17 protein-coding genes and 1 pseudogene are annotated in these 21,968 nt (G+C 41.2%); 4 read left to right on the plus strand and 14 right to left on the minus strand.

Annotated elements, in window-relative coordinates; genetic code table 11:
- Positions 1–50: 50 nt before the first annotated feature.
- From AC3A54_RS16080 to galE, 8 genes are all read right to left on the minus strand, one after another.
- Positions 51–1,376 carry a hypothetical protein gene (locus tag AC3A54_RS16080; RefSeq protein ID WP_487655211.1) on the minus strand — a complete coding sequence of 442 codons (1,326 nt, stop codon included), beginning with the start codon at positions 1,374–1,376 and terminating at the stop codon, positions 51–53.
- Positions 1,377–1,423: 47 nt separating this feature from the next.
- Complete coding sequence (locus AC3A54_RS16085) at positions 1,424–2,125, minus strand: response regulator transcription factor (protein ID WP_487655212.1); 702 nt, start codon at positions 2,123–2,125, stop codon at positions 1,424–1,426.
- Positions 2,126–2,857, minus strand: coding sequence for a sensor histidine kinase (locus AC3A54_RS16090; protein WP_487655213.1), 732 nt, complete (start codon positions 2,855–2,857; stop codon positions 2,126–2,128). It abuts the gene before it with no gap.
- A gap of 402 nt (positions 2,858–3,259) precedes the next feature.
- Entirely contained in the window at positions 3,260–3,997 is a 738-nt protein-coding gene (locus AC3A54_RS16095) for a CBS domain-containing protein (RefSeq protein WP_487655214.1), read from the minus strand.
- A gap of 57 nt (positions 3,998–4,054) precedes the next feature.
- On the minus strand, positions 4,055–4,888 hold the full coding sequence (locus tag AC3A54_RS16100; protein WP_487655215.1) for a YitT family protein: 834 nt from the start codon (positions 4,886–4,888) through the stop codon (positions 4,055–4,057).
- Positions 4,889–4,906: 18 nt separating this feature from the next.
- Positions 4,907–6,217 (minus strand): putative bifunctional diguanylate cyclase/phosphodiesterase, encoded by a 1,311-nt coding sequence (locus AC3A54_RS16105; protein WP_487655216.1) that lies wholly within the window; start codon positions 6,215–6,217, stop codon positions 4,907–4,909.
- 175 nt (positions 6,218–6,392) lie between these two features.
- Positions 6,393–7,667, minus strand: a complete 1,275-nt coding sequence (locus tag AC3A54_RS16110; protein ID WP_487655217.1) for a dicarboxylate/amino acid:cation symporter — start codon at positions 7,665–7,667, stop codon at positions 6,393–6,395.
- Positions 7,668–7,833: 166 nt separating this feature from the next.
- The gene (gene galE, locus AC3A54_RS16115; RefSeq protein WP_487655218.1) at positions 7,834–8,805 is read right to left on the minus strand and encodes a UDP-glucose 4-epimerase GalE; all 972 of its coding nucleotides are present in this window, start codon (positions 8,803–8,805) and stop codon (positions 7,834–7,836) included.
- A 200-nt stretch (positions 8,806–9,005) separates the two neighbouring features.
- Between galE and AC3A54_RS16120 the strand changes: the two genes are divergently transcribed.
- Complete coding sequence (locus AC3A54_RS16120; RefSeq protein WP_413306818.1) at positions 9,006–9,158, plus strand: hypothetical protein; 153 nt, start codon at positions 9,006–9,008, stop codon at positions 9,156–9,158.
- A gap of 278 nt (positions 9,159–9,436) precedes the next feature.
- On the opposite strand, the gene AC3A54_RS16125 is transcribed toward AC3A54_RS16120, so the two are convergent.
- Complete coding sequence (locus tag AC3A54_RS16125) at positions 9,437–10,405, minus strand: efflux RND transporter periplasmic adaptor subunit (RefSeq protein WP_487655219.1); 969 nt, start codon at positions 10,403–10,405, stop codon at positions 9,437–9,439.
- Positions 10,406–10,672: 267 nt separating this feature from the next.
- Between AC3A54_RS16125 and AC3A54_RS16130 the strand changes: the two genes are divergently transcribed.
- Together AC3A54_RS16130 and AC3A54_RS16135 are read left to right on the plus strand one after the other, a co-directional pair.
- Positions 10,673–11,257 carry a hypothetical protein gene (locus AC3A54_RS16130; RefSeq protein ID WP_487655220.1) on the plus strand — a complete coding sequence of 195 codons (585 nt, stop codon included), beginning with the start codon at positions 10,673–10,675 and terminating at the stop codon, positions 11,255–11,257.
- A 204-nt stretch (positions 11,258–11,461) separates the two neighbouring features.
- Complete coding sequence (locus AC3A54_RS16135) at positions 11,462–12,763, plus strand: NCS2 family permease (protein WP_487655221.1); 1,302 nt, start codon at positions 11,462–11,464, stop codon at positions 12,761–12,763.
- Between the two features lie 75 nt (positions 12,764–12,838).
- Here AC3A54_RS16135 and AC3A54_RS16140 read toward each other — a convergent pair whose 3' ends face one another.
- The 3 genes from AC3A54_RS16140 to AC3A54_RS16150 all read right to left on the minus strand — a co-directional run bounded on the left by AC3A54_RS16140 (position 12,839) and on the right by AC3A54_RS16150 (position 17,498).
- A complete protein-coding gene (locus AC3A54_RS16140; RefSeq protein WP_487655222.1) occupies positions 12,839–15,808 on the minus strand; it encodes an EAL domain-containing protein in 2,970 nt (989 codons plus the stop codon).
- A gap of 145 nt (positions 15,809–15,953) precedes the next feature.
- Positions 15,954–16,904, minus strand: a complete 951-nt coding sequence (locus AC3A54_RS16145) for a ribose-phosphate diphosphokinase (protein ID WP_335547144.1) — start codon at positions 16,902–16,904, stop codon at positions 15,954–15,956.
- Positions 16,905–17,027: 123 nt separating this feature from the next.
- Positions 17,028–17,498: a hypothetical protein gene (locus AC3A54_RS16150; RefSeq protein WP_487655223.1), complete on the minus strand. Its 471-nt coding sequence runs from the start codon at positions 17,496–17,498 to the stop codon at positions 17,028–17,030.
- 398 nt (positions 17,499–17,896) lie between these two features.
- On the opposite strand from AC3A54_RS16150, the gene AC3A54_RS16155 reads away from it, so the two are divergent.
- Positions 17,897–18,607, plus strand: a complete 711-nt coding sequence (locus AC3A54_RS16155; RefSeq protein WP_420489863.1) for a CAP domain-containing protein — start codon at positions 17,897–17,899, stop codon at positions 18,605–18,607.
- 358 nt (positions 18,608–18,965) lie between these two features.
- Here AC3A54_RS16155 and AC3A54_RS16160 read toward each other — a convergent pair whose 3' ends face one another.
- The gene (locus AC3A54_RS16160; RefSeq protein WP_487655224.1) at positions 18,966–20,954 is read right to left on the minus strand and encodes a S9 family peptidase; all 1,989 of its coding nucleotides are present in this window, start codon (positions 20,952–20,954) and stop codon (positions 18,966–18,968) included.
- 207 nt (positions 20,955–21,161) lie between these two features.
- Positions 21,162–21,968 (minus strand): annotated as a pseudogene (locus tag AC3A54_RS16165) (hypothetical protein); the annotation flags it as partial.

The following is a 21,968-nucleotide window of genomic DNA, read 5'->3' on the forward strand; positions in this document are numbered from 1 at the left end:
GAGGGGTGGACGACTGTTTTGCAGTTTCTTGATGATATTTTGCAGTATTTTTACATTGTTCTAATTTTTCTGATAAATAGGAAAAATAATACAGCACTTGATATCCCTAAATTCACACTAACCCCGGTAAGGATTTCACTGGTAAAAGAAACCCAAAGACCCAATCCGTTGGAAGCGATAAGCACAAGGGAAAGCTCCCAGCCCCAGCGTACACGGTAACCGAGAAGCAACCATAGTGGCAGGCACAGGGAAACAAACAAATGAATATAAAAAATAAATACCGTCGTAAAGTCCACGGCGAAGGATGCTCCATAAAACAATAGGCAAAGGAAAAGGCTCGATGCATAACCCTTATACGCCCCTTGCTCTTCTTTAAAAAGGGGAATCAGCAAGCCCGTCAAATGGTGAAGAGATACCCCAAGACTTAAAGCTAAGCAGGATAAAACACTTACCGCCAGGACATATAAAAGAGGGGTAGAAAAAGCATGACCCATCGTATCCAGAAGCCCGTTTATTCCATTCCCGCCACCACGGGACATTAAATAAACGACTATAACGGACACAGCCACTGGCATACTGCTCCAGCATATCGCTGTTAGTCCAATTGTCGCTTTTAATCTCGTAGGCTTTACTGCCAATAGATCACTAGATAAGAGATAATAAACAAGTAAATGTCCTGCAGTGAAAACCATAAATAAAAGGGCAGCAACCACTAGTTCTCCCTCATCCCAACTAGCTCCTGGCAGCCGGACAAGTTTTTCATGGATCGAGGCAACGCCATGGTAGAGGATGGTTGCAACCGGCAGAATAGTAATTCCGGTAAAAAAGCCAAACAACAGCCAGCGCCCCATTTTCTGAACCCCGCCAGCCCCGCCCATGCCTGAAAATACAAAAACAAAAAAGAACAGAATGCTACTCGTCCATATCGGCTGGATTGAAAAAACCGTCTTCATAAACGAGTTAGCTAGGGCTGTACTAAGAAGAAGTCCTTCACTACCTGCAAGAAACAGCAACACATAGACCGCCGCTCTTCCTCTTTCTGGCATTCGCTCCCGTAAAAGGGATCCTATATGTTGAAAAGCCGCAAAGTCGTCGTTCATTTGGCTAACTTTTCTGCTGAACCAAATAAGCACAGCCACCCCTGCTATAGAAAGTACGAGTCCCGCCAAGTATCCGCGACTAACAGTTAAGTAAACAGGGATAAAAACAAAGGTCCCGGTAAGAAACCGAAAAAGCATTGAAACAGTCCCCGTCGCAACTTGATTTTTTCCTGAGAGCCGTACATAGGTAACTGCATCCTTGTGACCGGCAAATTCCCCCATATGGAAAATCAAGAGGACGATCGCTAAAAACAGAATGACATACCAATCAATCATTGGTTTTTCTCCTTAACTAATTGGCTCCACGCCTGAGCAAGGGAAGCTCATCCCCTTTTTTCCTTGTACATACTCGGCGTCATGCCCTCTACTTTTTTAAAAATATTGCTAAAATGATGTTGGCTTGAGAATCCGGCAGCTTCTGCAATTCTGCTCATACTCCAGTCCGCTTTACTTACGATTAGCTTTTTTGCCTGATGAATCCGGTACGTTAAGAGATACTCCTGAAAGGTCGAGCCGATTTCCTCTGAGAATAAATGGCTCAGGTAGGAGGCACTCACCGGTATTTCATCTGCAATCTCCTGAAGGCTTAATTTTCCAGAAAAATGGAGTTCGATTTTCTTGATCACATATTGAACATGTGCAGATTTTGCTACTGCATGTTTATTGACCTCAAGGTACTTTTCAATTACCGCTAATAATTCCTGTTCAATAACAGGCTTCACCAAGTAGTCCATGACTTCTGCTTGAATCGCCCTTTTGGCATAGGAAAAATCCTGGTGTGCAGAAACAATGACAATCTCAATGCCACTTTGTTTTTCCTTTAACCGCTTGGACAGGGTCAAACCGTCCTCCCCTGGCATCCGGATATCAACAAAGGCCAGATGAATGCTTTCCTGCTCCGTTATTTTCCAGGCAGACACGCTATCCTCTGCTGAAAAGATATTCCATAATGGATATTTACGGTGGATGAGAAAGCGCAATTGTTCAATTTCCAGGTATTCATCATCAACAAGTAGGATGTTCATTTAATCATCTCCAGGTAAGTATGGCCAATAGGCATGGGCTAATGTCCGCCCATCCTTCGTTTCTGATAATCGAATCGTCGACGGCAGATCGAAAATGAGTTGAAACCTTTTTTCAATATTATGTAGCCCTGTTCCCTTCCAGTAAGCAGGCTCAAGTATTCGGTCAGGACCGTTATCAAACACTTTTAAGGACACCCAATTCCCTTCCCGCTCGAACACAATCGTCAATTGCTTGTCCCCCGCCTTTTTCTCAAGTCCATGCTTGAAGGCATTTTCCACAAGTGTTTGCAGGGTGTATGGAGGAATTTTACTGTCAAGCAAAGTTGAATCTATCTCGTAGGTAACGGTTAACCGTTGTCCGAAACGCAACTGTTGGACAGCTAAATAGTTTTTCGTGTGATCTAACTCCGTTGAAAAGGGAACAAGCACTTCATGATCCTGATACCGGTAGCGCAGAAACAGCGAAAACTGTTCAAGTCCTTCTGTCATATCTTGATGTCGGCCAATCCGACTTAGCGATAAAAACGCATTAAGGGCGTTAAATAAAAAATGTGGCTGAATCCGCTCCGACAACTGCCGGTATTCACTTTCCTTCAGCTCCTTTTCCAGTCGGACCTTAATATTCTCTAGTTCCAGGACATCCAGCTCCTGGTCGAGCAATCTTAGCATCACTAAAACGACGAACCCGACGATGGGCATTAATACCCCAAGGAACATCACCAGTACAAACACAAGCACCACCACACATAAATTTTATCTGAATATTATTGTAAATGAAAAAACAAGGCAGGTCATCACTTAGAAAATATTGGCTGGCTCCTAATTTTAAAAATAAATGCTATGTTAAAGCATTATGTTGATTTAACACACCTGTTGATTGGAGCGGAAGGCACGAAGATCCTCGAAAATGCTATCGCATTTCCTTCGTGCGGTGATGATTCGATGAAGCGTATTCAATGTCCTGCGGGAGTAGCGGTCTCGGGAGACCCCGCAGGAGGAACGACGAGGAGGCTCCCGGAACGCCCGTGGAAAGCGAAGTGCCTGGAGCGGAAATCAACAGACAAGTTAAAAAAATCCTGAGGTCAGTCAAGGGCTTCCTTGATAGACTCTCAGGATTTTAGTTTACTGCCCATATTATTTTTGCAATTGCTGCTCTAACGCATCGATTTCAACTAAGTTCCATGACGTGATGATTCCGAGCGGCTTCTCCGTTGTCTGCCCATTTTCTGTGATAATGACAGCTTCTAGCTTCTTTTGGGCTAAAAAGGCATCTTCGAAAACTTCCTCTACCTCATAAATATCTGTCTCTCTTTTTACAAAGACAACGTCATGCTTTTTTTCATGAACAAAAAGGTCATGAACACGAACGTCTTCAATGGAGATACCTGAAAGTGGCTGTTTAGATAACCAACGAATAATCCCTTCCGAAGTAAGCAACCATTTAAACGTGCCTGTTGAGTCGTAGATCGGAAACATCGTGTATGAAAGCCTGTCTACTACTTTTAAAATATCCTTTAACGGTGTGTCTTCTTTGTAATAAAGCACCGGTGAACTGGCAATGGATAAAACAGTCGGAGGCTGTTCAAATTGCTCAGCAATCATTTCTATGTGCGTCACGACATCCACATTTGGCTCTGCAATATAATACCGTTCCTTTATTTTTTCATGGACAAGGGCATTACGAAGCTTTGCATATTGATAGAGATCATGCCGATGGGTCCGAATAATGGCATGGGAATTTCCGCTGTCCAATAATACTTTAAAACTATCACTTCTTGCATTGCGAACTAGTTTCATAAGACATTTATGTATCCGATTAAAAGCTGTCTCAAATCTTTCAGCCAATGGGGTTGCAGTATGAATTTCTTGCACTTTTATTCTCTCCCAATCATAAGTTACTCTTTACATTCTTTCAGTCTTCCAAATATACTAACCCGCTTTGTACCCCTTGCCCATCATTTCGTGAACGTTGTGGATGGTGACGTAGGCGTTTTGGTCGATATCGCGGATGATGCTTTTTAGTTGGACGATTTCTTGTTTGTTGATCACGATATAGAGGACTTCTTTGTTTTGTCCTGAGTAGCCGCCGCGACCGTCTAGCACAGTTAAGCCCCGTGACATTTTACCCGTAATATTCTCCAAAACGAGTTCTGGTGAATTGGAGATAATTAAAACAGCCACCCGCTCATCCAAGCCCTCGACAATGAAATCAATCGCTTTCGCCCCAATATATACAATCAGCAACGTGTACATCGCCTTCTCAAGACCAATAATAAATACCGAACCTGCGACAACAATGATATCGATTATGAGCATCGCCTTCCCGATGCTCCAACCTAGCAGCTGATTTGCCAATCTTGCTAAAATGGTGGATCCCCCTGAGGTTCCCCCAGCCCGAAAAATCAGCCCTAGTCCGACACCGACCAATAACCCCGCAAACACAGAAGCCAAAAAGGTATCCTTTGTCAGTTGCCTTCCTAGATCCTCCGTCAGATACAACAACCCGGAGCAGGCCCCAATTGAAAATAAGGTATAGAGCATCGTTCTTTTATCAAAGAACTTATAACCGATTGCCAGCAGGACAATATTTAAAACAAAGTTAACCACACCCGGAGACCAATCGAATAAATAGTGGGCAATAATCGTGATCCCTAAAATTCCACCTTCAGACAACCGGTTCGGGATGGTGAAAAAGTTGACCCCTATGGCAAAAATAAGTGCGCCGACTAAAATAAGCAGAATATCTTTCCATGTTTTTCTCATATAATTGCCACCCTTAAATCAATTACTTGCCTTAACTCTTGTTTCTATCTCAACGATTGTATCGTTAAGCACCTCAAAGGTTAACGGTTTACTAATAAAATAACCCTGAATAATATCACAACCCAGATTTCCCCACACCAAAAACTGTGTATGATCTTCAATTCCTTCAATAATCACCTGTAAGCCCAGATTATGGGCCATCTGAATAATCGGTGATATGACACCTTCATGCTGTTTGTTTTTCAATAAACTTGAAACAAAATGGCGATCCAGCTTAATGAAATCAACGGGTAGCTTAATAAAGTCCGAAAACGAGAAATAGCCGTTCCCGAAGTCATCTAAAGCCATCGTAAAACCCATCTCTTTCAGAGAGCGTAATGTATCATTTACCTTTTTTACTGTATATACTTCAATGTTTTCGGTAATTTCCAATGTAATTTGGCTTGCCGAAAGCGAATACCTCCCAATCAGCTTAGTGATCTCGGGTAAAAAATAGGATAGGAGAAGTTGATTCACGGACAGATTAATTGAATATTTCAAGTTCCGATCTGTTTCCCTTTGAATTTGTTTACATACCTCTTCAAATATCCAGAAAAAAAGACTATGGCTCATACCCGCATCATCGGCATAGGGAATAAATTCTGCCGGTGAAATGTCTCCAAGACTTGGATGATTCCAGCGGATTAACGCCTCTACTCCCTCGATGGTTCTCTTTTCCAGATGAAACTGTGGTTGGTATTGGACATAGAGCTGGCCCTTCTTTAATGCATATGGAAGATCGTTTTCAATGAGCACTTTCCGGTGGGCCTTTTGATTTAATTCCCCCTTGTAAAGTGCAAATTGATTATCCCCCATCTCCTCTGCTTCATACATGGCCGTTTTGGCAATCGACTGGAGCTCCTCAGGTGCCTCCGCACCATACGGAAACATACAAATCCCCATATTGCTGTTAATGGAAAAATGATGAAAGTCGATGGTATAAGTATCTGAAATCGAACAGAGAATCCTCTCGCTTATGACCTGACAATCATGCTCAGTGATGTTTGCAATCAAAATAATAAAATCCGTTCTATTTATTTTCACAACGGTATCAATATCCCGAATCGTCCGCTTTAATCTCACTAGTATCTTACTAGCAAGAGTCTCTTCGATCTCGTCATCTATATGTTGGGATAGCTCTAATGGAAGATGTAATCGGAGATAACAAACAGCTGCCGACATCTGATATCTTTTGCTGAAGGCAAGAGTTAGGTTGAGGCGCTCCTTTAGTAATTCACTATTCCATCGTTCAGCCTTGTTATCCTTATTATCTGTAGGATTATACTCCAAAATGAACACCTCATTTTTTCATTGACATATTGTTTGGACAATTAAATCTTAACCCAAAACACAAAAAAGGAACAGAGCTATTCACTCTGTCCCTTCGTTGATGTATTAGGTGTTAAAAAATTGGTGTCAGGCACCAAAGAAAGACACTTGTTCACACTCAGTGGACACCCTTGTTTTAGGCGATTTCTCCGTTGCCTTTGTTCGTTAATGCTTGTTTAATCCAGTTCTTGCCTTCAACGAGTCGTGTGACGAGCATCGCACAGACAGTATTACCGGTTGAATTCAGCAGGGTAGCCGGTGCATCAATGATTGTACTAATAACCGCAATGATTGGCAGTGTTTCTGGCGGGAATCCATATACGCTGATGATGAGCATTTCGCCAATCATTCCGCCGCCAGGAATTGCACCCATCACCGCACCAACTAAAAAGGCTACAGCCAAAATGCTTAAAATATTGGAGATACTTGTTAAATCCTTCCCGAACAAAGCGAAGAGGAAAACGATTTTCAGTACGCCACCAAAGACAGAACCATCTTTATGCGTGTTGGCCCCCAGTGGGATAATCGTTTCTGCGATATCCTTTGGTACGCCCATCCTTCTAACTGTTGCCAAGTTGACCGGAATGCATGCTGCACTTGAGCAGGTCGCGAGCGCGGTAACCGAAGGCGTGATCGCGTTTTTCCAAAATAGTTTCACCCCGTCCTTACCACCTGCAATAAAGGCGTAAAGTGTGAAGAAGCCGATATAATAAATGACGGTAAGAATCAAATAAAGAACAAACGAACGAGCGTATCCTTCTAAAATTTGCGGACCAAGCTCGCCAATAACTGCAGCAAAATAACAGCCCAGTCCAATAGGAGCATAGTACATCACTATGCTAACCATCTTCATGATGACAGCTGTTGCCGCAGATAAAAAGGTTGTAACTGGCTTGGCTTTCTCTCCAACCATTGCCGTGGAGATTCCAAAAAGAACCGCGAACACAATCAACTGCAGCATATTGCTTCTCGATAGCAATAAATTAAAATCAGAGACAGTAAAAGTGGCTACAAGTTGTCCAAGGAACGTTACCTTTTCCGCATCCGTCTCCCCCGATGGTTGGTTCATGGCCTCTTTAATCGAAGCTATATCCGCATGCTGAATGGGCTGAATAATGGACGCACCTGCTAATCCGAGAATAGCTGCGATAGAGGCAGTCACTAAGAAAACTACAACAATACTGCCCATTATTTTTCCTAAACGTTTCATGCCGTTCATATTAGCGATAGCAGAAGCAATGCTAAAAAACACTAATGGCACGATAATCATAAACATTAAATTAAGAAATAGATCCCCTAACGGCTTAACGACAGACGTCTTCGGTCCGAAAACCAATCCTGCTATCCCGCCAATGATAATGGACAACAATAAAATAAGCGTAAACCGATAATTTTTTAAAAATAATTTCAAAATCCCACAGCCTTTCTATGTAACTACAAAAAATCATACCCAAGTTTGTCTACGAGGTAAATCAATTATTTATTCAAAGATAAGTCTAAATAATGAAATAGTTCTACTAAATATAAAAAAACCTCCTGCACGCGAGGCAAGAGGTTTAGAAACACCATATTTTCTATTAGTATTGTTGATTTTGATGCCAATTCCAAGCATCAGCGATGATTCGCTCCAGGTTTCGTTCTGCTTTCCAGCCTAGCTCGGTGAAAATCTTTTGTGATGAAGCAACCAATCTAGCAGGGTCACCTGCACGGCGGTCTGCCATTTCAACATTCGCCTTCACACCGGTTACTTTTTCACATGTTTCAATAACTTCCTTAACCGAATAGCCAAGTCCGTTGCCAAGGTTATACACTTCAGCCGATTTCTTCTCTGTTAACAAAGCTTCGAGTGCAAGAATATGCGCCTCTGCCAAATCAGTCACATGAATATAATCCCGAATACATGTCCCGTCAGGAGTATCATAATCGGTGCCGAATACAGCTACTTTTTCCCTTTGTCCTAGCAACTGCTGAAGGACGATTGGAATCAAGTGGGTTTCTGGATCATGACTTTCACCAATAACGGCAGATTTATGCGCGCCTGCAGCATTAAAGTAGCGAAGAACCACATAGTTTAATCCGTAGGCATTTGAAAAATCAGCAAGAATCTTTTCTACCATTAGCTTAGAATGGCCGTAAGGATTAATCGGTGCAGTTACACTCGTTTCATCAATAAGCTCCACTTCAGGAATTCCGTAGGTGGCGGCCGTAGATGAAAAAATAAAGTTTTTCACATTAAATTTCATCATTACTTTTAACAGAGTTAAAGTTGCTGCCACGTTGTTTTCATAATATTTTAATGGGTCCACTACTGATTCCCCAACTAAACTATAAGCAGCAAAATGCATAACCGCATCGATTGGATAGCTTCTAAAGACCATTTGCAAGTCTTCTTCATTACCAAGGTCACCTTTTACAAAAATAGCTCGGCTATCAACAGCCGCGCGGTGCCCAGTCGACAAGTTATCGAGCACAACGACCTCTTCTTTTTCTACTAACTCCTTCACAAGATGGCTACCAATGTAACCAGCTCCACCAACAACGAGAATCATATTCATTTCCCCTTAGCTAGAATTTCATTAACCTCTCCATTATAGCATTTTTGGAAAAAGGACGGCTTGTTATTGGTTCTTGCTAAAATTTTCCCTTATATCCATGTACAAAAGATTGAATTGTCGTACGAAGGGTATAGTAAGAGTTATATCCACTTAATGACCGTGACGATTTATAACTAATTGATGAGGTGATAAATGTGGTTCAGCAATTGACCATTCAATGGCACAAATGGCGTTATCATTACTTTCACCGTATTTCACAGGACTGTTTAGATTTGAACTTAAAACAACAAATTATTGAAAAAGCAAAATATCATCAAGAAAGACTGTTAAGGTGCTATGAATCATAGCACCTTTTGATTTTATATATAGTTGTAGCTTTGCTTGCCGCCCTTTGGTCACTTTTTTGGGGACGTTTGGAATTAGTTTCCATTATTTGTAGAATTAGTTCTTGATTTTGTAGAATAAATCTTATTTTTGTAGAATTCCTTTGTATTTGTGTAGAATAAATCTAAATTTTGTAGAATTCCTTAGATTTTGTGTAGAATTCTCGGAAATTTGTGTAGAAATCCCTCTTAAATGTGTAGAATCTGACCTTATCGGAGAAATAAAACCTTGTGGCAGTTCCTTATTTACTAGGTCCACTACTTTGCCCTTCCTTTCCACCGTCATTTTGAGGCAAATTACCGCCCGGCATGGCACCCATTCCACCCATGTCCTGCATCATCCCGCTTCGTTGATTCGTCGAGGTACTTCCTGATGTCAGCTGTGGTAATTGTACGACGTCACCTTCGCTTACTCCGTCCGTAACCTCCACATATTCCTCTGTTGCAAGCCCTGTTTTTACTGTTTGTTGCGTCACAGCACTACTGGCTGTGTTGGCTCCTGCCGAAGTGACGACTACATATTTCTCATTGTTGTTTGTGTATAAAGCATCCACTGGAACATAAAGTGCATCCTTTTTGCTGGCTGTAAGAATATTAGCTTCGGCACTCATCCCAACCTTTAGGTTGACTGGGTTTTCAATATGAATGGTCACATCAAAGGTGGAGGATCCATTCGCTGATGTTCCTTCATCTGCAATAGCAGTAACCTTACCGGTATAAGCCTGCTCAGAATACGCACTGACCGATAATTCAACTGTCTGTCCCTCTTTTATCTTTGGAATGTCTGATTCATCCACTTGAACAACCGTTTGTAAATCCTTGTAATTGGTCAGGTGCGCCACTACTTGTCCATTCGTCACTCGGTCCCCTGCTGTAACGTCAATGGTTGTAACCATTCCATCAACGGGTGCAGTAATCGGATCACTATCATCAGTAAAGGTAATTAGTTCATCTCCAGCACTAACCGTCTCACCTGCTGCAACTAGTACTTCATCAATTTCGTTGTTATCGATGGTTGATTTAAGGTCTTCACTTGTAACTGGCTGAATGGAACCGGAGCCACTGATTTTCACTTCTAAATTCCCTTTTTGAACGACAGCCGTTCGAACCTGGTTAGTTGCCTCCTGACTACTTGTTCTCGAGTTATACCACTGGTACCCCACAAACCCAATAACCAAAATACTAATTACTATCCATATCCACTTTTTCATCTACCAATACTCCTCCTCCATGGCTTACCTACGCTCACCCTATCCATGAATAAAATAACTTGATGCACCCATTATCATGTGAATTCCTTAACTTAACCTTAAGAAAATAAAGAGGTGCCAAAATGGTGCCTGATACCAAAGAAAGACATTTGTCCGCACACGGTGGACGTCCATTCGTAATGGGTAATGCGTTGCACGTTTTGGGTGGTGGAATTATAATGGGGGATGGAATATGAAGGTTTAGAATATTTCAACATGGAGGTACATATGAGGAAATTGGGATTAATAGTGTTGTTAGTGTGCTTAGCTGTAATGGGAGCGGGCTGTAACAACAGCGATTCGGACAAGGCTAAAGAAACAAACACAACGAAAAAGGAAACGACTACACAGAAAGATACAAACAACACGTCCAAAAAGGAGACAGTAACCGAACAAGTTTCTATCGAGCCAGGACTGGGCGATACAGTAGATGCTTTCACGAAGGAATACGGTGAAAACAAAGGAAATGAACAAATGGGCAGGTTCAAAAATGATTACTTGCTGCCAATGTTTATCAACAACCGAGCTATAGACATCACAGTTCAATTTGAAAAGACTGATCAAAAAACTCGTTCAATGGAAGAAGCCAAACAAATAGCTGCAAAATTAATACCGAAAGATGCAAAATTAGAAAAAGAATTCACTGCTACATCAGACTTACCTCAAAAAGTGATGCTTTATCATAGTGACACATTGGCCAAGCTGTTCCCTGAAATGGAGCCAGTTGGGAAGTTTGTCGTTATCTTTAACGATCACGAAGGCAATGAAAACCAAGTCTTCTCCGTTACAATCGGTTTGGGAGATACACCTTAATATCTAAAAACGCTTCTTCCAAATGGAGGGAGCGTTTTTTTAGCACTTTGTTGATAGGAACGGAAATCAACAGGCAAATTTAACAGAGCCTTATTCAAAAAAATTAATAAAGGGCATAATAAAAAATAACTATTGAAAAACAACCGTAAAACGAATAATATATATAAAGTCTTAATATAACGTTCGTGTTCTGGAGGAAACCTCATGTTTAAATTAAAAGAAAATCAAACAAATACAAAAACAGAACTACTGGCAGGCATCACGACCTTCTTTACCATGGTATATATCGTAGTGGTCAACCCGGTCATTCTTGCGGATGCCGGCGTTCCCTTTGAGCAGGTGTTCACTGCCACTATTATCGCTGCTGTGCTGGGAACCCTTTGGATGGGCCTTTTCGCAAACTATCCGATTGCCATCGCACCTGGAATGGGGCTTAACGCCTACTTTGCCTATTCCGTAGTTGGAGCGCATCAAAATATCAACTATGAAACAGCCTTTGCAGCCGTTTTTATCGCTGGTGTCATCTTTATCATTTTGTCCCTCACACCGTTAAGGGAAAAATTAATTGAGGCGATTCCAGAAAACCTGAAATATGGAATTACTGCTGGGATCGGTTTATTTATTGCTTTTATCGGATTGCGTCTTTCAAAAATCATTACTGCGCACCCGACCAATCTCGTGGGACTTGGCGACCTGCATGCTCCGTCCGCTTGGTTGGCTCTTCTCGGACTTGCCATCACTCTAGTCCTCATGATGCTGCGAATCAACGGGGCATTATTTTTCGGCATGGTGATTACAGGGCTGATCGCTTTCTTTACCGGTCAGTTGCACTTCGATCAAGGATTTATGTCGCTTCCTTCCCTTCCTGAAGGACTAGTGGTCTCAAATCCATTAACAGCATTGACTGACGTCATTCAGCACAGCTTATATGCCGTTGTTTTTTCCTTTATCCTTGTTACCATATTTGATACAACTGGTACGATGATTGGAGTTGCTAATCAAGCGGGATTAATGAAAGGCAACAAATTGCCGCGTGCCCGCCAGGCATTGCTGTCTGATTCCATTGCTACAACCATCGGTGCCATGTTTGGGACGAGCCCGACAACTGCTTATATTGAATCCACTTCAGGAGTAGCAGCCGGTGGTCGAACGGGTTTAACCTCTGTGACAGTAGCCGTTTTATTTATTCTATCTGCATTCTTCGGACCACTCGTTGGTGCCGTTTCCGGGTTGTCTTCGATTACTGCACCTGCCTTAATTATTGTCGGCAGTTTGATGATGGGTAGCATTTCAAAAATTCGCTGGAACGAACTTGATGAAGCCTTTCCTGCTTTCTTGACGATTTTGAGCATGCCGCTCACATCAAGTATCGCAACAGGAATTGCTCTTGGCTTTATCAGCTATCCGCTGTTAAAAATAGTCAAAGGTAAGGGACGTGAGGTTCATCCTCTCCTTTACGTATTCGCTGTCCTATTCTTTTACCAGCTGGCATTTTTACCACATTAATACCCTAGAGACATGCAAAGAAACCAAAAAGGCTGACATCCTGGGAGGATGTCAGCCTTTTTGACATTAAAAAAATCAGTCTGCATTGCGTATAGTAGTACCCAAAATATCTTTGGCTACCCCAATCACATGGATAACCTCGCCACTATTATCCAACACCGGAGTCAGTTTGACCTTAAAAAGCTTCCATCCACCTTCATGTATGGCTATGCGATATTGAATTTCGCATGTCTGTTTGCTCTGAATTGTGCTTACAAAGGTACGTTTGTAAAGTGACTGATCATCAGGATGTAGGTTCGAGAAGGAGTTATAGTTCTCATAGTAACTGGATGGGTATCCAAGGACCGATTGGTGGGAAGGGGATGCATACTTAATTTTTCCCTGCAAATCGAAAATTGTAATTAGGTCAGTCATATTCTCAGCCACCAGCTGGTACATCTCTTGGCTTTCCCTTAACGCTTTCTCTGTTTCCTTAAGCGTCGTAATATCACTGCACGAAACAATGACCTCTACCACTTTTCCACGTTTTTTTAAAGGGCTTAACGCAGCCATATAATAAATTCCATTTATTTTCGCCTCATAGGTGATATTCTCTTCACCCTCCCACACTTTTTGATAGAAGGGGAGTTTGGCCTGAGCAAGGTGGGCAGGGATAAATTCATGCAATTCCTTACCGATTACCTGCTCTGGAATTAAACCAAAGCGATACAATAATTCTCCGTCACACATGGTATGAACAAACTTACCATCCATCTTTTTATATTTAATCGTCAATCCCTGCTGTCTCCGAAGGGTATCCTGTAATTCCTGACGGGCAATCCTAACAGTTTCTTCCATCCACATTCGCTTAGTAGTATCTTGCGAAATACCGAATGTACCTATAATTTCTTCCATCTTAGTAAAAAACGCCTGATTCCAATCTTTTGCTGGCAGGGGCTCACTAAAGAAATAACCTTGTGCCGTGTCACAAAGATGCTGTTGCAAAAACACTAGCTGCTCTCTTGTTTCAATTCCTTCTGCAACGACATTCAATTGTAAGGTATGGGCCATGGAAATAATTGTTTTGACTATGGTTTCGTCATTTGTTTGATTGTATAGCTCGCGTACAAAGGATTGATCGATCTTTAATGTATCAACAGGAAACTGTTTTAAATAATTTAATGAGCTAAATCCCGTCCCAAAATCATCAATACTAATTAAGAGTCCGAGCTTCTTTAATTCCTGTAACGTGACGATTGTCCGTTCAATATCCATCGTCATACTTTCTGTTATTTCAAGCTCTAAATACTGAGGCTCTAATCCTGTCTGTTCCAAAACCTTTTTGACAGTCTTTACAATTTGGCATTGTGAGAATTGACGGGCGGATAAATTCACACAGATGACCCAATTGGAGAATCCCTGTTCCATCCATTTCTTTTGCTGCATACATGCCTCTTGAAGCACCCATTCACCAATTGGGATGATTAATCCTGTCTCTTCTGCAATGGGGATAAACTGGGAAGGCGGAATCATTCCCCGCTCAGGATGGTTCCAACGAATCAGTGCTTCAGCACCAATGACTTTGCCCGTTTTCAAATTGATTTTAGGCTGATAATGTAAAATAAATTCTTGACGTTCGATGGCCTTATGCAAATCCATTTCCATAAGGAGAGGATTGATACCCTCCACTGTTTCGTTATTAGAATAAAAGCGAAACGTATTTTTCCCTGCCTTTTTCGCTTGGTACATTGCAAAATCTGCATGCTTGATCAGTGTTTCAATTGATTCTCCATCTTCTGAATAGAGACTAATACCAATACTCGGAGAAATAAATAAATCACTTTGGTTTAAACTAAATGGTGAAGCCAGAACCGAAAGAATTCGAATCGCTACCTTTTCTGCAATCGTTCGGTCAGCATCGTCTAAGATAACAATAAACTCATCTCCACCCTGCCTAAAAACCTGATCTTTTTCAAGGACAGAGGATTTCAAACGTTTTGCCACTTCTTTTAATAACAAATCACCGACTGAGTGACCGAACGTGTCGTTGATTGCTTTAAATCGGTCGAGGTCAATAAATAAGATGGCAAGCTTTCGATCCTGATTAGCGGTTAAATCAAGTTCCTTGGATAGATGATTATCTAGAAGATTTCTATTTGGCAGACCCGTTAAGTAATCATGGTAGGCCAAATGCTGAATCATAGCTTGGTTCTTGATTTGCTCCGTGATATCTTTTGCTATACCGTAGATCCCCACAACTTGTTCATCCACTATAATGGGAACACTGGTCACATTAAGATGAATCATTTTTCCATTTTTATGGTTCAGTCTAATATTATGATTTTGAGGGCTTCCACCGTTTTTAATGGTGGACTCAAATATGTTTATTGTTTTTTCTAAATCATCCACAAAGATGAAATCAGTAAACTTCTTATTGATAAGGTCTTCGGGGCTGTAACCTGAAATCGTCTCACACGCTTTGTTGGCACTAGTAAATTTCCCATCTAAATCAAAGCTATAAACGGCATCTGAGTGATACTCAAATAAGGATTTATAGCGCTGTTCATTGATATTTAATTGTTCCTGCAAGTTCTTCTTTTCGGTGATATCACTACCGATTGCCATGAGAGCGGTTTTTCCATTAAACATAATCGTTGAACCAACAGCCTCTACGAAAATAGTCTCACCGTTCATCGTATTAAATTTATATTCATGGAGGGCAACAAATTCACCGTTAAGTACTTTCTGTAAATTGGTAATCAACTCTTCCTTACTTTCAGGATGAACCAAATCAAGAAGTGATTTCCCTAATAATTCATGTTCATTTGACGATTTAAACAAGCTCAAAGCTGCTGAGTTGGCGTAAACAATTTTATTATCTTGGTACACTAGTATGCCTTTAGGTGACAGCTCAACCAAGCTTCGATAACGGTCTTCACTTTCGATTAACTTGGCTTCCGTTTGCTTACGTTCTGTCTGTTGTGTAATAATTCTCCGACCAACATAAATGCCACATGATGCAATAAACAAGATGCCTAGTATAAAAAAAAGTGTAGCAATGCTCAAATAGACCCACCCCAGCATTCAATTAAAATTCATATGGCTAAATATATCACCAAATAAGACCAAGCATCACTGTAAAATTATTTCCATCTTAATAAAAGAAAAAATCCAACACCTAAAAGATAGGAATTGGATGCTGATAACAATACTATTCAAATAAAGGACTTACTGGTTTTTCATTGTGAATACGGTCAATCGCTTCCGCTAGCAATGGAGCAACAGATAACGAAGTGATTTTACTAATCATTTTCTCTTCTGGCAGCTCAATCGTATTTGTCACGACTAACTCCTTGATCGGTGAAGCTTCAATTCTACTTACAGCCGGTCCTGAAAGAACAGGATGTGTACAGCAAGCATAGACAGCTTTTGCTCCTTTTTCCATTAACCCTTGCGCTGCAAGCGTAATCGTCCCAGCGGTATCGATTAAGTCGTCAATAAGAATCGCATTTTTCCCTTCGATATTTCCGACAATGTTCATGATTTCCGCAACGTTAGGTTTCGGACGGCGCTTATCAACAAAAGCAATCGGCGCATGTAGGCGGTTTGCCATCTTTCTCGCTCTCGTTACCCCGCCATTATCTGGTGCGACCACGACAATATCCTCTAAACCCTTACTTTCAAAGTAATCCGACAGAATCGGAACACCTAGAAGCTGATCAACAGGGATATCAAAGAAACCTTGAATTTGCGGAGCATGCAGGTCCATCGTAAGAACTCGATGTGCTCCCGCTTTTTCTAAAAGATTAGCAATTAACTTAGCAGTGATCGGCTCACGTGAACGTGCCTTTCTGTCTTGACGAGCATATCCATAATAAGGGATGACTACATTGATTGATCTAGCCGATGCTCTTTTCAATGCATCAATCATAATAAGGAGCTCCATGATATATTCATTCCCTGGTTGTGAAGTCGATTGAACTAAATACACTTCACTTCCACGAACACTCTCTTCTATGTTAATATGAATTTCACCATCACTAAAACGAGATACAGAGCTTCTTCCTAACTCACAACCTAGAATCTGCGCCATCTCTTCTGCAAGCTTACGATTAGAATTTAACGTAAACATTTTAAAACATTCTTTTGTTTGATAAGCCACTGTAAGTCCTCCAGCTGTCTTCATGATTTGAACCTTGGTCCTATCCTATCTTACCATAATCGTTTAGTCCGTTAAAATGTTTATAGCATTAATACCTTGTCAATATGTACCACATTTTCAAGCTTATTGGTTATAATCCCACAGGATCCTCCACTTTCCCTTTTCCTCAGTCACAAATACCTCTTGCTCCAGGTCAAAATTCCCGTACTTTCCTTTGTAGGTTTGTGTGACCGGTACTTTATAGACATTTTTCAGGGAAGGGCCTGTTTTAGACATTTTCCAATCCTTCAATTCCTCCAACTCCCCGATTGTGTATGAAAAGGTCTCGACCCCAAAATGGTTCATAAACACGTGGGCTCGGTCCTGTATATAGTTTCCCTTACTGAACTTTTTCTTCATTGAGGAATGAAAAAGCCCCCAGGAATTAGCAAAATCGCCTTCTTGTTCATATCCATAAAATTCATCTACCACTTCCTGCGCCTCACCGGTGGACGAGAAGATGGCCGATCGTATGATTAAAAAAACTGCAAAAATGCCGGCAAGTACCAGAATGCCGCTTAGCAATCTCTTGGATAATGCTGATTTTTTCCGCATGGTGCATACTCTCCTTTATTCTCACCCTTTTACCAAAGAATATGTCACACCATGTCCAAATAGTAGCTAAATTTTATGGTGGTTTGGTTAGTAAAATCTCCTTAATCTTCGTCTTTTTCCTGAAATATTTGTAAAGTGGCACTTCTTTCTTGAATGGTGTCAACCCTCTATTTCTGAACAATAAATGGAATTTCTTTAAATAACTAGTAGAATGACAGGGTACTATTTTTCAAAGGTAGAATCGTCGGTAACCTTAGGAAATGGGTGACTTTTTATAAGATAGAGCCATCTGACGGAAATTTAACTGTAAATTCCTGGATTAAATATGACAAAAATCATGTGGTACGATGAGGCTGTTAAGTCACAGCATTTTTCACCCTAAGGAGGATGGTTTCATGTTGAAGAAAAAAGCAATGTTAACGGTAGTAGCGGCGGCGGCCGTGGTGATGGCGAACCCGCTCTTAAATAAAGCACATGCTGCAACATTTACGCCGACAACACAAGAAAAGGTGTATGTGTATAAAGCATCAAATATGGATGAGATTAATAGTATCATTGAAAAATATTTAGCAAGCCTTGGTATGTCGGTTACTCAAAATACGGTGAAGCAGCCTACGCCAACTCCGGCACCTGCACCAACACCTGATCAGACAACCCAGGCTTCAACCACACCGGTACAGCAAGAGCCAGCACAGGCCGAGACTACTACTACATCGGAATCTACTTATAGCTTAAGTGCATATGAGCAGAAAGTGGTTGATTTAACGAATCAAGAACGTGCGAAGAATGGTTTATCTGCGCTAAAAGTAGATTTATCGCTGAGCAAAATGGCTCGAGATAAATCACAAGACATGTCTACCAATCACTACTTTAGCCATACAAGCCCAACCTACGGTTCACCATTTGAAATGATGAAAAAATATGGCATTACCTACCGCTATGCGGGTGAAAATATTGCCATGGGACAAAGAACGCCTGAAGAAGTTGTAACGGCATGGATGAATAGTGAAGGTCACCGTAAAAATATCTTAAGCCCGAACTTTACTTCTATCGGGGTTGGATATGTTGCTGATGGAGATTACTGGACTCAGGAGTTTATTGGGAAATAGAAAAGTGGAAACAGTCGGTTGGTATAGGAACTGCTTCCTGTTGTTCTTCATTAAAATGGTCGCGTAGAGGCTCTACGCGACCATTTGTTGTTATTAGCTTAATCTTCGGGCACGTACTTCATTTATTTACCACCACTTAATTAACAATTCATTTACAGTTCTCATATACAAACTCAATAAACGGGCTATATAATTAGTCATGTAATCAATCAATTCCTAAAGGAGTGGTTGTTCATGCTAGATATGTTGATAAGAATAATGATTCTCACTTCGTTTTGTACAATTCTCGCTCCTTAAGTCTTTATTTATAAAAATAAGAGCCGTAATCTCAAAGATTACGGCTCTTTTGTGATCAATATTAGAGATTTTCCTCAAACCAGTCCACGATATAATCCAACCGGCTTTTTCGGAGGCTTGGCTTACCGCTTCTTGAAAGCTCGTGGTTTTCTTCTGGAAAACGAACGAATTTCGTTTTCTTGCCTAATCGTTTTAAGGCGATAAATAACTGTTCAGCCTGCTCAACCGGGCAGCGGAAATCCTTCTCACTATGCAAAATTAATAAAGGTGTTTCTACTTTTTCTACATAGGCAAGCGGAGAATGCTTCCACAGCTTTTGAATATCGCGGAAATCAGCATCGATTTGCCACTCCGTGAAATAATAGCCGATATCGCTTACCCCATAAAAACTAATCCAATTCGAGATCGATCGCTGTGTCACCGCAGCTTTAAAGCGATTCGTATGGCCGACAATCCAGTTTGTCATAAAGCCCCCGTAGCTTCCGCCGGTCACACCAAGTCGAGATGCATCAATAAAATCATACGTTGCCAATACATGATCTACGGCAAGCATGAGATCCTGATAATCGTTGCCGCCATAATCTCCCCGAACGGCATCAACGAATTCTTGGCTATATCCATGGCTGCCTCTCGGATTCATGTATAAGACTGCATAGCCTTTTGCCGCTAAAATTTGAAACTCATTCATATATGTATTTCCGTACATCATATGCGGACCGCCATGAATTTCTAGTAATAACGGATATTTCTTCCCTTTTTCAAAGCCAACCGGCTTAATCAACCAGCCATGCACCTTCCAGCCGTCCGCCCCTTCAAACTCAATGGATACAGGTTGCGACAGGGTTGTTTCGGATAAGAATGCCTCGTTTACATTCGTTCGCTTTTCTAATGTGCCTTCTTTTCCTGTAAGATTGAACAAGTACAAATCGCCAATTTCAGTCGGACTGCTAATTGCAGCTAGAGCCTTTTTCGATTCAGAATGAATGGAATAGCCGTATACATGGTGCTCACCCACTAGCACAGGATCGATCCCGCCATGTAAATCGCTATAGTAGAGATTGGTATTTCCTTTTTCCGATGCTACAAAATAGAATCCACTACTATTACTGTTCCACAACAATCCCGGGGAAGTCGCGCCCTGGTGGAAGTCTCCCGTCATAAAATCCCCAACTAATAGATTCCTATCGGCTGTTAGGCACTTCATTTCCTTCGTTCGGAAGGAATAAACCCAGATTTTTGTATGTGTGGCATTCTCAAATTCCCGCTTATGCCCAAGCATTCCAAGATAATTTCCATCCGGTGAAAAAGTGGCACTGCCAAAGAAGCCAGTAGAATCTGTCACAGAGATGAATTCTTTTTTGGAAATGTCTAATAGAAATACATCATAGATAAATGAGGCATCCAAGTCCTCCGCTAAATCCGCACCAACCGCGAGATATTTCCCATCCGGTGACCAGGCATAGAGTGAAACATCGCGGTGGCCATTAGTAAGCTGCGTTAATTCTCCGTTTTTCACATCAACCATCACAACCTGCTTGAAGTCCCCCTGCCAAAAACCGCTAGCATCTGATTTATAACGCATGTTCGTCACTTCAAGCGGTACTAGCTTTTCTTGCTTATTCTCTTCTTTTTTTTCAAAAATGCTTTGTTCTGGCTTGACGGATGTAGTAAAAGCAATCTTGTTTCCATCAGGCGACCAAACCGGGTTGCTCGCCCCACTCGGAAGAAACGTTAGCTGCCTTGCTTCTCCACCACTGGTACTTAGAATATGAATCTGATTTTTTCCGCTTCGGTTGGAGACAAACGCAAGCTCCCTTCCATCTGGGGACCAATGAGGTGAATGGTTTTTCCCTTTTCCAAACGTCCATTGAACTGGCTGTTCATCTTTATCAATTGTTTGGTAAAAGATTTGTGACTGATATTCATCCATTTCTTGATCAATGGTTGTTTGCACATAAACGAACGATTGACCATCCGGAGAAAATTGTGGATTCACCACAGACTTCAATTCATATAAATCCTTTGATTCGACTCCTCTACCTGCCATCATCGTTGCCTCCAATTAAAATAATCTTCACCCTCTTTTATTTCGACAATAGAAATATGTTTCCCTTCTGGTATAGAGGGGTATTGAGTATGGAAAATACAAAAAAACCGAGGAAAATTTCCCTCGGTTTCTCTTCGAGCTAGATAATTCTTTTGTATCAGCTTGAACGTTGCTTCGTTGTAAGCTACAACTTCTGCAATGTTGAATCGATTACCACTTCAACATAAGCATCTGGATCAATTTCTTCATAATTAAAACTAAAGAATTGACTGCAGAGTCTAGTTTTGCATTTTCAATTGTTTCAGATGGGCTAACTACTTTTGTTGCTTCTTCAGTAGTATCGTCTGCTTTAACTGTTGCTGCTGCTTCTGTTGTACCTTCTGTTTCAACTGCAGTTGTTTGTTCAGCAGGTTGTTCAGTTACCACTTCTGTTGTTTCATCAGTTACAACTTCAGTAGTCTCTTTCGCTGGTTGTTCAGTTACCACTTCTGTTGACTCTTCTGCTGGTTGGTCAGTTACAACATCAGTTGACTCTTCTGCCGGTTGCTCAGTTACAACATCAGATGCTTCTTCTTTTTCACCAGCTAATACTGCTGAGTTTGGTGCAGCATGTAATTTTGCTGTTTCGCTAGCATGTGCGCTTGCTTGAGACTTTGCTTTGTTAGCTGCAGATGGGTTTACTTTTTCAGTAGTTTCTTCTGCTTTTACTTCTTCAGTAGCATCGTCAGTTACTACATCTGTCGCTTCTTCAGCAGTTTCATCTGCTAAAACGTCTGTTGCTTCTTCAGTAGTTTCATCTGCTAAAACGTCTGTTGCTTCTTCAGTAGTTTCATCTGTTACAACATCTGTTGCTTCTTCAGTAGCATCGTCAGCTTCAACAACCGCTGTTGCTTCTGTTGCATCATCTGCTTCTACAGTTGCTTCTTCTTCAGTTGTACCTTCTGTTTCCACAGCTGTTGCTTCTTCAGTTGGTTGTTCAGTTATAACTTCAGTTGACTCTTCTGCTGGTTGCTCAGT

This window comes from Neobacillus sp. Soil_C_43 (assembly GCF_057656715.1).

Excerpts from the sequence above, each read along its gene's own strand:
- AC3A54_RS16100 (WP_487655215.1), bottom strand. The coding sequence starts at position 4,888 with ATGAGAAAAACATGGAAAGATATTCTGCTTATTTTAGTCGGCGCACTT.
- AC3A54_RS16085 (WP_487655212.1), bottom strand. The coding sequence starts at position 2,125 with ATGAACATCCTACTTGTTGATGATGAATACCTGGAAATTGAACAATTG.
- AC3A54_RS16125 (WP_487655219.1), bottom strand. The coding sequence starts at position 10,405 with ATGAAAAAGTGGATATGGATAGTAATTAGTATTTTGGTTATTGGGTTT.
- AC3A54_RS16080 (WP_487655211.1), bottom strand. The coding sequence starts at position 1,376 with ATGATTGATTGGTATGTCATTCTGTTTTTAGCGATCGTCCTCTTGATT.
- AC3A54_RS16160 (WP_487655224.1), bottom strand. The coding sequence starts at position 20,954 with ATGATGGCAGGTAGAGGAGTCGAATCAAAGGATTTATATGAATTGAAG.
- AC3A54_RS16150 (WP_487655223.1), bottom strand. The coding sequence starts at position 17,498 with ATGCGGAAAAAATCAGCATTATCCAAGAGATTGCTAAGCGGCATTCTG.
- AC3A54_RS16135 (WP_487655221.1), top strand. The coding sequence starts at position 11,462 with ATGTTTAAATTAAAAGAAAATCAAACAAATACAAAAACAGAACTACTG.
- AC3A54_RS16130 (WP_487655220.1), top strand. The coding sequence starts at position 10,673 with ATGAGGAAATTGGGATTAATAGTGTTGTTAGTGTGCTTAGCTGTAATG.
- galE (WP_487655218.1), bottom strand. The coding sequence starts at position 8,805 with ATGATTCTCGTTGTTGGTGGAGCTGGTTACATTGGTAGCCATCTTGTG.